Source organism: Bacillus sp. AP50, from assembly GCF_040492675.1.
GTDB classification, from domain to species: Bacteria; Bacillota; Bacilli; order Bacillales; family Bacillaceae_G; genus Bacillus_A; species Bacillus_A cereus.
In genome coordinates this window covers 23,491-36,817 of record NZ_JBEUTW010000025.1, presented here as the reverse complement: position 1 = coordinate 36,817, position 13,327 = coordinate 23,491, and the positions used below count along the sequence as shown (strand labels likewise).

Below are 13,327 nucleotides of genomic sequence, written 5' to 3'. Positions count from 1 at the left end.
TATGAATGAGGAGCGCTACCTCAAACGAGGCAACGCATATTTATAACAATGAATATAAAATCGAAGCTAACTTTAACGTATCATGCCTTACAACATGATCATCATACTTCGCTAATCCCTCTTGAATAACATCAATATTATTTTCAACAAAACGTTCTTCATCCACTACAACTGGTGTAGACATTTCTTCATCATATAACTTACGTAATTCACAAGGAATCTCACGGTTATTTACAATTGCAGTATTGATAAATGGTTGCCCTAAATGATCGTGTAACGCCTGCACATGATCAAAAGCAGTATATCCCATCGTTTCACCCGCTTGTGTCATAACGTTACATACATATACCTTCTTCGCCTTTGCAGCAAGAACAGCGTCTCCAATTTTGTTAACAACTAAATTGGGTAATATACTCGTATACAAACTTCCTGGGCCGAAAACAAGTAAATCAGCTCGTTTAATCTCAGCCAACGTTTCATGCAATGGCTCTACATCTTCTGGAGTTAAAAAGACGCGATTAATCTTCTTTCCGTAATAAGGAATCTTTGATTCACCTGTTACAATTTCTCCATCTTCAAGTTCCGCATGAAGTACCGCACTTTGATTCGCTGCTGGTAATACACGTCCTCTGACATTTAATACTTTACTTGTTTCCGTAATTGCATGGAAAAAGTCTCCTGTAATCGAGGTCATACCTGCCAATAATAGATTTCCTAACGCATGACCTTTCAGTCCGTCTCCTGTTGTGAAACGGTGCTGAAATAAAGCTTCCACCAGTGGCTCTACATCCGATAACGCAACAAGTACGTTACGGATGTCACCTGGAGGTGGAATTTCTAGCTCATCACGTAATCGACCCGAACTGCCACCATCATCAGCGATTGTAACAACTGCTGTAATATCAACAGGATATTGCTTTAATCCTCTTAATAAAACTGAGAGTCCAGTTCCGCCTCCCATGATGACAATTTTAGGTTTTCTCTCTTTTTTCATCCCTTAATGGCCCTTTCTCTTCTCCACATCACGATGAGATACATGAACACTATACTCTGGTTTCAAATGTTTCCCAAGGTATTCTGTAAGCGTAACAGAACGATGCTGTCCACCTGTACATCCAATTGCAATTACAAGTTGACTTTTGCCTTCTCTTTTATAATGAGGCAGCATGAAAGTAATCAGATCCGTCAACTTCTCTAAAAACTTATGTGTCTCATTAAATTTCAGTACATACGAAGAAACTTCTTCATCTAGTCCTGTTAATGGCTTCATGTGTGGAATGTAATATGGATTTGGTAAAAAACGAACATCAAATACTAAATCTGCATCAATTGGAATACCGTACTTAAATCCAAATGACATAACATTTACACGAAATGCTTGCTCAGTTTCTGTTGAGAACAAGTGAACAATTTTTTCACGTAATTCTTTCGGTTTTAAATCCGATGTATCAAGCACAATATTCGCTCGTGCCTTCATATCTGTTAATAAATTGCGCTCTGCTTCGATTCCCTTTAATGGCAAACCAGTTGGTGCAAGTGGATGCGAACGTCTCGTTTCTTTATAACGAGTTACAAGCGTACTATCTTTCGCATCTAAAAATAAAATATGAGGAATAATCCATGTACGTTCTGATAAATCATCAAGTGCTCCCCATAAATGTTCGAAAAACTCGCGGCCACGTAAATCAATACCAAGTGCCACTTTATTCATTTTCCCTTTTGAATCCGCCATAAGCTCAATAAACTTTGGCAATAACATCGGTGGTAAATTATCTACACAAAAATATCCTAAATCTTCAAAACTTTGTAAAGCTACTGTTTTTCCAGCTCCAGACATCCCTGTAATAATTACCATTTTTATATCATTATTCTCTGTCATCGTATCCTCTCCTTGACGGTTTAACTCGGATCTAATCGATATGAAAGCAACTCAAAATCTGGGGTATATACAAATGTACCGTAGATTATGCCATTTCCTTTAATTAAATAATCAATAATGTGATAATCTCCTGGCGCCATTGCTAAATCATCAATTTTATCAAATGTATGCCAACCAATGATGCCTTCTTCGCTCTCTAGTTTGTTTTCTCCTGCAAAATCTGTCGCTAAAAAGGAGAACATCATCCATTCAGAAACAACTTTATCACCTTCTTGGATGACAAAGGTGAAGACCCCCTTTAACGCTGGGTTTTTCAAATAAATACCTGTTTCTTCGCGATATTCGCGAACAACGGAATCTCTTACAGTCTCACCACGCTCCATTTTCCCGCCTGGTGCAACCCACCAATTCCGGCGAGGTTTTTGGAGTAAGAGTACTTCATTATCTCTAATTAACACACAGTTTGTCACTCTTTGCATGTTTCTTCACCTCAGCTACTTGCAGTAAAATTCCTCACTGCATACTTCTTTCATTATACTATCAAAAACAGTTTGCTACAACGAAGGAGCCAGTCCTCTTTCGCTAAGCATATGCTACTCAGCAATTTTAAAAAAGCTTTCTATAACAAGCAATGTAAATGCTTATACTTTTAATGAATAGCATGAAAAATCCCCTTAACGCTTTTTATCGCCAAGGGGATTAAAGTACTTATTTCTTACCGAAATAAGTAACAATCGCAAATCCTAAAATAAAGGTAATGATTGAACTTATAATTGAAAATCCACCAGTCGGAATCCCAGGGAATACAATTACAATCGAACCGATTACAAGTCCAATAATTGCCGCAAATGTCATACTTTTATAACGATCTAATAAAAAACTAATGCCTTTACTACTTACAACAAATCCGACCATAACACCAGCACCGATAACCACGATTAAAGGTAAATTAAGTGTAGTTAAAGCGTTAATTGCTGTTGGATACACACCAATAATTAATAAAATAAACGATCCACTAATCCCAGGAAGCAGCATGGCCATACTAGCCATCCATCCTGCGAAAAATAAACCAATTGCATTTAAAATTGTTAACGTCGTAATCGGATCTGCTGCCTTATCTGGTTTAAAGAAAGCTGTAATCGCAACAAGAATTGCTGCAACTATTAATAAAACGATGTGCTTACCTTTAAACGACGACTTTGCATCAGCTTCCCTCATTAACATCGGTAATATACTAATAATTAAACCGAGGAAGAAAAATTGAGTCGGTTCATAATGATTTGCAAGTAAATATTTAATAACGTGACTTAACGTTAAAAATGCCGCTGCCACACCAGCTGCAAGGGGAATTAAAAATCCTAAATGTTTTTTCCATTCACGACTAAAGAATCCACTAATTGCCGCAAGCAATTGTTCATAAATCCCTAACACAACAGCGATTGTACCGCCGCTCACACCAGGAATTAAATCACTAACGCCCATACAAAATCCACGATATATATTACGCCATTCCATACTGAATAAATTCCTCATTTCTTATAGTGATTTTTTCCGTAAAGTCCAGTATATCAATAAGAAAGCTTATAATCCTTATATTTTTTGACAAAACTTTGACATTTTCACACAAAAAAAGAAGAAAGCTCCTGTCGGTAGCTTTCTTCTCACAAGGTATATTATCCCTTATTTTTCTGATACAGTTTTTAATTCCTCTAATAATTCTTCTACATAATGTTGTGCACTTTGCGCTGCAATACTACCGTCACCTGTTGCAGTTACAATTTGACGAAGCATTTTTTCACGAACATCACCAGCTGCGAAAATACCAGGGATTTTCGTTTCCATACGCTCGTTCGTTTCAAGGTAACCATTTTCATTTGTAATACCTAGTTCAACAAATGGTTTTGATAAAGGTAACATACCGATGTATACAAATACGCCGTCAGTTTTGACTTCTTTCTCTTCTCCACTATTTACGTCCACAAGTGTTACACTTCCTACTTTACCACTTGCTTCGTTGATTTCTTTTATAGTGTGATTCCAAATGAAATCTACTTTTTCGTTTTGGAAAGCACGGTCTTGTAAAATTTTCTGTGCACGAAGCGTGTCACGACGGTGAACGATCGTTACTTTTGATGCGAAGCGTGTTAAGAACACACCCTCTTCAACAGCAGAATCTCCGCCACCAATTACGATAAGCTCTTTTCCTTTAAAGAATGCTCCGTCACATACTGCACAATATGATACACCGCGGCCGCCAAGTTCTGTTTCACCCGGTACACCAATTTTTTTATACTCTGCACCGCTTGCAACGATAATTGCACGTGCTTTATATTCTTTTTTACCAGCAATAATTGTTTTGTATTCTTTACCATCGATGACTTTTTTCACATCACCGTATGCATATTCAGCACCAAATTTCTTCGCATGCTCAAACATTTTATTTGATAAATCTGGTCCTAAAATAGACTCATAACCTGGGTAGTTTTCTACATCTTCCGTGTTTGCCATTTGGCCACCTGGAATACCACGCTCAAGCATTAATGTGCTTAAATTTGCACGAGATGTATATACTGCAGCTGTCATACCAGCTGGTCCTGCACCAATAATAACGACATCATAAATTTTTTCTTCTGACACACTATTCACTCCTATCCATTCCTACACAATTAAGTTACCCTCATTATACTGTTAGCATCATTTTTTTCCCAATGATTTGCTTATCTTATGTGTGCGTACGCTTAACAGCTTGCACATACTTTCGGACAGTCGCTACAGATACATTATATACATCTCCAAGCTCCGACTGTGTCATTTTATTTCCTTGTTCGCCGCGTACAATGTATTCAATCGCAGCTGACCAGCCGTACACATTTGTAAATATGTCTCCAGATGTATATAAACGTATGAACGTACAAAACCAAAAGTGTAAACACTCTTCAATTAATTCATCATCTTTTTTCGTATAATTGTATAATGCATCTGCAATTCTCGCGCACTGCTCAAATTGCTGTAAATCAGCTGGAATACTCTTATGACTATTAAGTAAAAAGAAGTACTTTGCAAGTTGCGATACGATGGGAACACCGTTCTTCGCTTGCGTTATATCAAAGAAGAATCCAACCTTCTCCGGCGTTGACAATTCATTCATTAAATATAAAGCTAGCATTTGTTCTTCTAGCGTCGCACTTTGCTGAAATGATTTTCGTAATTCTTCAAATAACACGTTTTGCCCTTCATCTGCTAAATTCAGCGCATTCCACGGTTCTTTTCCCTTTTTATCAGGATGTAATTCCACGACATATTGCCACATTTTTTCAGCTAGTTGCTGGTCTTTCACCATATACGCAGAATATGCAAACCAATAATAAAAACTAACGTCTCCCTCATATCCTTGACGCTTTAATAGTTTGAACCACTTATATGCATGCTCGAAATAACCAATTGTTGCAAGTGTAGTTCCCAGTTTCAAACGATGTTCAAATGAAATCGGATATACCGAAACTAGCTGTCCCGCTAATGCTTCTACTTGTTTATGCTCTCCAATTGAATATAGAAAAATAAGCGTATTACAAAGCGCATGTATATTGCCAGGATTTTTCTCTAAAATCATTTCTGTTAACTTCAGTGCTTTGTCTACATTACCAGATTGAAAATGTGCAATGGCTAAATTATTATGACCTGACCAAAATTCCGGATAATCTTTCGTAACAATTTCTAATGTAGCAATTGCTTCTTCCAATTGTCCATTACGAATATAGCGATTCGCTTCTTCCTGCATAACAATTAAATCATCTTCATCTTCAATCTCTTCCGCACCCATTGCTTCTTCTTCCATAATCTCAAGAAGTTCTAACGTATCTTCTACGAATTCCTTCTCTTTTGCAACTTCTAAATAACGATCTGCATATTTCTTAGCCTGTTGAAATAACCCCATATATGCATAATTATTTGCAATAAAATAATAGCACTGTTCAAGTTCTGGATTAGATCTAACTAACTTTAAGAAGATTTGATTCGATTCTTGATATTCACCAGCCTCAGATAATACTGATGCTAATTGACATAAAATAAACGGCTCCTTCTCACTTTGTGCCGCTCTTCGAAAATATTTAATTGCATCTTGCAATTTTTGTCCTTTGTAAGCTCTCATCCCTTTTTTATAAAAGAAGTCCGCTAATTGATTAAAAGAGATAACTTGTCCGTTCTCCTTATATATCCTTTGATTTTTCCCCATATATCCTCCAGTTTTTTGTTTTCTTCGTTCACACATTCTTCTATCTATAAGTATAAACGATTCCGTAAAAAACAAAACAGTATATTATACTCAATTATTTCCTTTTTATTCATAAAAAAAGAGGAGAAATGTTACATTTTCACCATGAACCTTCTCTTGCGGTCATTTGCTCTTTCGTATAAATAATACGCATTGGATTTCCACCTACGAAAGCACCGCTCGGTACATCTCTATGAACAAGTGTGCCAGCTGAGACAGTCGCACCGTCTCCAATTTCCACACCTGGTAATATTGTTACATTCGCTCCAATCATTACTTCATTTCCAATGAAGATTTCGCCAAGTCGATATTCACGAATTAAATATTCATGTGCTAAAAGCGTTGTGTTATAGCCAATAATCGAATTCTCTCCCACAGTTATCTTTTCCGGGAACATAATATCCGGCATTACCATAAGCGCAAATGATGTTTTCTTTCCTACTTTCATCCGTAAAAAAGTGCGGTACAACCAATTCTTCACAGATAAAAATGGCGTGTAACGCGCAATTTGGATAATAATAAAGTTTTTCATTACCTTCCAAAAAGACACTGTTTTATACACATTCCATAATGAATTTTCTCCTGAAACAGGATAGCGCGTTGTCCGTCGCACTTAGCTCGCTCCTCTACTAACTTACTTGGACCTTTATGAACGGTTCATATTAGACAAAATCGGTAGCAAATCACTCATTTTATCTAACATAAAGTCTGGCTTGTAAGCTTCTAAATACGCTCTACCTTTCAGCGTCCATGAAACCGCAGCTGTTTTCGTCCCCGCATTTTGACCACCGACAATATCATGATGATTATCCCCAACCATCAATGCCTCTTCTGGTTTTGCATCTAATAATTCAAGCGCTTTTTGAAGTGGCTCCGGATGTGGTTTCACATGCTCTACATCATCAATTGTCACGACAACATCAAAAAATTCATCAAGCTTTGACAACTGTAATCCCATCTCAACGGTTTGTCTCGCTTTCGTTGTAACAATACCAACTTTATAACCTTGCTTCTTCAACTCTCGAACTGTTTCATATACAGTTTCATATTCTTCTACTAATTCATCATGATGATCATGGTTAAATTGGCGATAGCTTGCGATCATCTCTTCAACCTTACTTTCATCAATCTTACTGAAAGTATCATGCAAAGATGGACCGATAAATGGCAACACATCTTCACGCTTATATTGATTTGGATAATATGTATTTAAAGTATGTAAAAACGAAGAAATAATAAGTTCATTTGTATTAATTAAAGTTCCATCTAAATCAAATAACACGGTATTTATTCTCATCGCCTTAGTCCTTTCGCCTTCCTGAATATGAAAGAAGCAGCATCTTATAATAAGATGCTACTTGTCTCTAATTTTCTAAATATCTTTTATCAGCTTGCCCCATTTTTCGTCTCACAATAATGAAAATAATAGAAATAACAACAAGTCCAATTGACATTACTTGTGCAATACGAAGTGGTCCTAGCATTAAACTATCTGTACGTAAGCCTTCTACGAAGAAGCGTCCTACTGAATACCAAATTAAATATGTGAAGAATAACTCCCCGCGACGTAAATTCACTTTTCTTAATGCAAGTAGTAAAATTACACCTGCAAAATTCCATAATGATTCATATAAAAACGTCGGATGATAGTACACACCCTCAATATACATTTGATTAATAATGAAATCTGGTAAATGAAGACCTTCTAAAAACTGTCTCGTTACTTCATCACCATGCGCCTCTTGGTTCATAAAGTTTCCCCATCGGCCAATTGCTTGTCCTAGTAAAATACTTGGTGCAGCAATATCAGCCAACTTCCAGAAGGAAACCCCGCGTCGCTTCGCAAAAAGAATTCCGGTAATAACAGCTCCGATTAAACCACCATGAATCGCCAAACCGCCTTGACGAATATTAATAATTTGACTTGGATTTTGTGCGTAATATTCCCATTCAAAAATAACATAGTACATTCTCGCAAAAAGAATAGCGATCGGTACTGCAATTAATACAAGGTCAACAAATGTATCTTTTGGAATACCTAGCCTTTCTCCCTCGCGAGTTGCCAGCCAAAGACCTAATAGCACACCTGTACCGATAATAATCCCGTACCAATACACAGGAAACGGCCCAAGTTGGATAGCTACACGGTCAAGCTGTGGTACAGAAGCTAACAGCATATGTATATGACCTCCCTCTCCAAAGTTTACTCCTGATTTCCTAACTCAATTGCACTCATTAATCGTTCAGAGAACTGCTGTGCTGCATTGACTCCCATACGTTTCAAACGGAAGTTCATCGCTGCTACTTCAATAATAACAGCCAAGTTTCGACCAGGACGAACTGGAAGTGTAATCTTCGTAAGTTCTGTATCAATAATTTTCATCTTCTCTTCATCAAGACCTAAGCGATCGTAATTTTTCTTTTGATCCCAAATTTCAAGATTAATAACAAGTGTAATACGCTTATAATTTCGTACTGCCCCTGCACCGAATAACGTCATAACGTTAATAATACCTAGACCACGAATTTCTAATAAATGCTCGATTAAATCTGGTGAACTTCCGACTAACATATCTTCATCTTCTTGACGAATTTCTACACTATCATCCGCAACAAGACGGTGACCACGCTTTACAAGCTCAAGAGCTGTCTCACTTTTACCAACACCACTTTGACCTGTAATTAAAACACCAACGCCGTAAATATCTACTAACACACCATGAACAGCTGTTGTTGGTGCTAACTTACCTTCTAAATAGTTTGTTAAACGACTTGATAATCTCGTTGTCGTTTGAGAAGAACGTAATAAAGGCATACCTGATTCACGTGATGCTTGTAATAACTCATCTGGTACATCTTGATTACGAGTTACAATAATACATGGCGTCTCCTCAGTACAAAGCGCTTTCATTCTCTCTTGTTTTTGCTCTGACGTTAACGTGTCAAAGAAAGTAAGCTCCGTTTTACCAAGAAGCTGCACACGATCTGCTGGATAGTATGTAAAAAATCCTGCCATTTCAATTCCAGGTCGTGATAAATCACTTGTATCAATTGGACGATGAATACCTTCTTCACCACTGATTAACTCCAATTGAAATTGTTCAATTAAATCTTTTGTCCTTACTTTCGGCATATGTATAAACCTCCACTCCGCTGCGGGTTCAGTCTCGTTTGATGTAAAATTCTATTCTATCGGATATTGTACCATTTTTTTCTGAAAACAAGAAATACGGTTTCTAATAAATAGAAAAAAACATTTCATACGAATAATGAAATGTTTTTCTTTTTGTCACTTTCTCTTTTTTTCATATAGAGGCTCAACAATTGCCTTTTCAATTATCATATTAAAAATTGAAATACAAATTGCCGCAACAATCGCTACACCAAATCCTGATATATTAAAAGCATCTCCTAATAATGAATCTGCTATTTTTAACGTAATCGCATTAATAACAATTAAGAAGAAGCCGAAAGTTACAACAGTAATTGGTAGCGTAATTAAAATTAAAAACGGCTTTACGAACACATTTAAAACCGCCAATATAATACTCGCAATAATTGCAGTTTGTATATTTGCTACGTAAAATGCATCTGGTGCAATCCCTTTTAAAAGTCCCGATACAGCGATTAACACAACGCTATTTACAAGAAGTGATACAATCCATCTCATTTCGTTACACATCCTTTTAAACATATATATTTCATCATACGCTAATAGATAATAAACGCAAGTATGATACGAACACTTATATCAACTTATTCTACCTTTCATGCTTGTATACCTACTAACATTTCTTAGTAAAATAAGGGCCGCACCATCTATGTTCATGAGTTTTTACAAAAGTCCAAGTGAACTCTTTATCTACAATATAGATATCACCTTTATACGCATCGTCCCTCTCACACAATATATCATCCATATGTAACAAACTCGCATCCTTTATTAACAGTACCTCATCACAGTGTTGATAGAAAATGTAGCAATCCTTTTTCACTTCATTATGAAACGCGTTCTTTGCTTCTTTCCCCTCTAAACACTTCTTTTTCTCATAACTAAATATGTGCCAAAGATACCCACATCCATACTTATCTCCGTAAAGAAAAATGTCTTCTTTTTCTTCATCACTTAAATGATTTGCAAAGTGATCCTCCCAGCGCTTTCGAAAATATACACCCCAATTTTGAAACTCTCTTACCTTCATATTTTTCTTTCTTAACACCTCTAAAAACTCCATTTTCTCCCCCTATAAAATAAAAACCGAGCGTCATTTCCACCCGGTTTTTATCAATAAACTTATTGCGATAATTCTACTTCTTTTATTTTCTCTTTCATTCTTGCTTTATCACGATTTAAAATCTCTTTTAAATATTTACCTGTGTACGAGCGCTCTTCTTTCACTACTTGCTCTGGCGTTCCGGAAGCAACGATTTGTCCACCTTTATCTCCACCCTCTGGTCCAAGGTCAACTATATAATCAGCTGTTTTTATCACATCTAAATTATGTTCAATTACAAGTACCGTCTCACCGCTCTCAACAAGACGTTGCAGCACTTCTAGAAGACGTGCAATATCATGCGCATGCAAACCAGTCGTTGGTTCATCTAAAATGTATAACGTACGTCCTGTAGAACGACGGTGTAATTCAGAGGCTAATTTCACACGCTGTGCTTCCCCACCAGATAATGTTGTTGCTGGTTGACCTAATTTCATATAACCAAGCCCAACGTCTACAAGCGTTTGAAGTTTACGCTTAATTTTTGGGATATTAGCGAAGAACTCTACTCCATCTTCAATTGTCATCCCTAACACTTCAGAAATATTCTTATCTTTATATTTCACTTCTAACGTTTCACGGTTGTAACGTTTACCATGACAAACTTCACACGGAACGTATACGTCTGGTAAGAAGTGCATTTCGATTTTAATAATTCCATCACCACGGCACGCTTCACAACGTCCACCTTTTACATTAAAGCTGAAACGTCCTTTTTGATATCCGCGCACTTTCGCTTCATTCGTTTGTGCAAACACATCACGAATATCATCGAATACACCTGTATACGTCGCTGGATTAGAACGTGGTGTACGACCGATTGGTGATTGATCAATATCAATTACCTTATCTAAATGTTCAAGACCTTTAATCTCTTTATGAGTACCTGGCTTCGCTTTCGCTTTATATAACTTTTGAGCTAGCGATTTATATAGTACTTCATTAATCATCGTACTTTTACCAGAACCAGATACCCCTGTTACCGCTACAAACGTACCAAGCGGGAATGACATTTTCGCATTCTTTAAGTTATTCTCTTTTGCGCCGACAATCTCTACTTTACGTCCATCACCTTTACGTCTTTCAAGTGGAACTGGAATAAACTCTTTACCGCTTAAATACTTCCCTGTTAATGAATTATCATCTTGCATCACTTCAGCCGGCGTCCCTGCTGAAACGACCTGTCCACCGTGAATACCTGCACCAGGCCCTATATCAAGTAAATAGTCAGCAGCCATCATCGTATCTTCATCATGTTCAACAACAATTAACGTATTACCTAAATCGCGCATTTCTTGCAATGTACGAATAAGACGATCGTTATCACGCTGGTGTAAACCAATTGAAGGTTCATCAAGAATATAAAGTACGCCAGTTAGACGAGAACCAATTTGCGTCGCTAAACGAATACGCTGCGCCTCACCACCTGATAAAGTTCCTGCGGCACGACTTAACGTTAAATAATCTAAACCAACGTTCACTAAGAACCCAACGCGCTCCTGAATTTCTCTTAAAATTAAATGAGCTATTTTTTGTTGCTTCTCCGTTAGCTCTACATTCGAGAAGAATTCTTGTACTTCTTGAACTGAATACTTCGTTACGTCAGCAATCGTTTTATTGCCAACAAATACAGCTAAGCTCTCAGGCTTTAAGCGTCCACCTTTACACTTCGGACAAGCTTGTTCTGCCATATACTTTTCCATTTGCTCACGAATGTAATCGGAGCTCGTTTCACGATAACGACGTTCAATGTTTGGAATAACACCTTCAAATAAAATCTCATTTTCCTTTACTTGACCAAATTCATTTACATAGCGGAAATAAACCTTCTCTTCCCCGCTTCCGTACAACACTTTATCAAATAAATCTTTCGGTATATTTTTCACAGGCACATCCATATCAACGCCGTAGTGATTACATACAGATTGTAAAAGTTGCGGGTAATATTGTGAACTTGTCGGTTCCCAAGGTGCAATTGCATGTTCATTTAATGATAAATCCCAGTTCGGGATAACAAGCTCTAAATCTACCTCTAGCTTTGAACCAAGTCCATCACAAGAAGGACATGCTCCGAACGGACTGTTGAATGAGAACATACGCGGCTCTAATTCTCCGATTGAAAAACCACAATGCGGACAAGCATGATGTTCACTAAATAGAAGTTCCTCTTCTCCCATTACATCAATTAACACTCGGCCTCCGCCAAGCTTTAATGCACTTTCAAGTGAATCAGCAAGACGGCTTGCGATTCCTTCTTTTACAACAATACGGTCAATTACAACTTCAATGGAATGCTTCTTATTTTTATCTAACGTAATATCCTCAGATACATCAAGCATTTCACCATCAACACGTACACGAACATATCCTTGCTTCTTAATATCTTCAAGTACTTTCACATGTGCACCTTTACGCCCAGACACGATAGGAGCTAACACTTGTAATTTCGTACGTTCAGGATATTCAAGAACACGGTCTACCATCTGCTCTACTGTTTGTGATGTAATTTCAATCCCATGATTTGGACAAATTGGCGTACCAATTCGCGCAAATAATAAACGTAAATAATCATAAATCTCCGTTACCGTTCCGACAGTTGAACGTGGATTACGACTCGTCGTTTTTTGATCGATTGAAATCGCTGGTGACAATCCTTCAATCGTGTCCACATCCGGCTTATCCATTTGTCCTAAAAACTGGCGCGCATACGCAGATAATGATTCTACGTATCTGCGCTGCCCTTCTGCATAAATCGTATCAAATGCTAATGATGATTTCCCCGAACCAGACAATCCCGTTACAACGACAAGCTGATTTCTCGGAATGGTTACATCAATATTTTTTAAGTTATGTGCTCTAGCACCTTTTACAACGATAAAATCCTTGCTCTTACTCACTTTT

General features: G+C 37.3%; 13 protein-coding genes. All 13 read right to left on the bottom strand.

All coding sequences use genetic code 11. The features are described 5' to 3' along the window. Positions 1–40: 40 nt before the first annotated feature. A complete protein-coding gene (locus ABWK52_RS03530) occupies positions 41–994 on the bottom strand; it encodes a gluconeogenesis factor YvcK family protein (protein ID WP_000712186.1) in 954 nt (317 codons plus the stop codon). A gap of 3 nt (positions 995–997) precedes the next feature. Beyond that, positions 998–1,879: an RNase adapter RapZ gene (gene rapZ / locus ABWK52_RS03525; RefSeq protein WP_000138459.1), complete on the bottom strand. Its 882-nt coding sequence runs from the start codon at positions 1,877–1,879 to the stop codon at positions 998–1,000. Between the two features lie 20 nt (positions 1,880–1,899). Further along, positions 1,900–2,358, bottom strand: coding sequence for an NUDIX hydrolase (locus ABWK52_RS03520; RefSeq protein ID WP_001190080.1), 459 nt, complete (start codon positions 2,356–2,358; stop codon positions 1,900–1,902). Positions 2,359–2,587: 229 nt separating this feature from the next. Continuing rightward, positions 2,588–3,394 (bottom strand): DUF368 domain-containing protein, encoded by an 807-nt coding sequence (locus ABWK52_RS03515; RefSeq protein ID WP_000455196.1) that lies wholly within the window; start codon positions 3,392–3,394, stop codon positions 2,588–2,590. 165 nt (positions 3,395–3,559) lie between these two features. Continuing rightward, positions 3,560–4,516 carry a thioredoxin-disulfide reductase gene (gene trxB, locus ABWK52_RS03510; RefSeq protein WP_001288079.1) on the bottom strand — a complete coding sequence of 319 codons (957 nt, stop codon included), beginning with the start codon at positions 4,514–4,516 and terminating at the stop codon, positions 3,560–3,562. 85 nt (positions 4,517–4,601) lie between these two features. Beyond that, a complete protein-coding gene (locus ABWK52_RS03505; protein WP_000517720.1) occupies positions 4,602–6,113 on the bottom strand; it encodes a tetratricopeptide repeat protein in 1,512 nt (503 codons plus the stop codon). 139 nt (positions 6,114–6,252) lie between these two features. Continuing rightward, positions 6,253–6,765: an acyltransferase gene (locus ABWK52_RS03500; RefSeq protein ID WP_098541825.1), complete on the bottom strand. Its 513-nt coding sequence runs from the start codon at positions 6,763–6,765 to the stop codon at positions 6,253–6,255. A gap of 33 nt (positions 6,766–6,798) precedes the next feature. Continuing rightward, positions 6,799–7,449: a pyrophosphatase PpaX gene (gene ppaX / locus ABWK52_RS03495; RefSeq protein WP_048568725.1), complete on the bottom strand. Its 651-nt coding sequence runs from the start codon at positions 7,447–7,449 to the stop codon at positions 6,799–6,801. Between the two features lie 67 nt (positions 7,450–7,516). Continuing rightward, positions 7,517–8,329, bottom strand: coding sequence for a prolipoprotein diacylglyceryl transferase (gene lgt / locus ABWK52_RS03490; RefSeq protein ID WP_000922848.1), 813 nt, complete (start codon positions 8,327–8,329; stop codon positions 7,517–7,519). A 26-nt stretch (positions 8,330–8,355) separates the two neighbouring features. Beyond that, positions 8,356–9,285: an HPr(Ser) kinase/phosphatase gene (gene hprK / locus ABWK52_RS03485; protein ID WP_001127250.1), complete on the bottom strand. Its 930-nt coding sequence runs from the start codon at positions 9,283–9,285 to the stop codon at positions 8,356–8,358. A gap of 156 nt (positions 9,286–9,441) precedes the next feature. After that, the gene (locus ABWK52_RS03480; protein ID WP_001267308.1) at positions 9,442–9,822 is read right to left on the bottom strand and encodes a phage holin family protein; all 381 of its coding nucleotides are present in this window, start codon (positions 9,820–9,822) and stop codon (positions 9,442–9,444) included. A 115-nt stretch (positions 9,823–9,937) separates the two neighbouring features. Beyond that, positions 9,938–10,387, bottom strand: coding sequence for a DUF4275 family protein (locus ABWK52_RS03475; protein ID WP_098541823.1), 450 nt, complete (start codon positions 10,385–10,387; stop codon positions 9,938–9,940). Positions 10,388–10,446: 59 nt separating this feature from the next. After that, positions 10,447–13,323 carry an excinuclease ABC subunit UvrA gene (uvrA, locus tag ABWK52_RS03470; protein WP_000045583.1) on the bottom strand — a complete coding sequence of 959 codons (2,877 nt, stop codon included), beginning with the start codon at positions 13,321–13,323 and terminating at the stop codon, positions 10,447–10,449. Between the last annotated feature and the right edge of the window lie 4 nt (positions 13,324–13,327).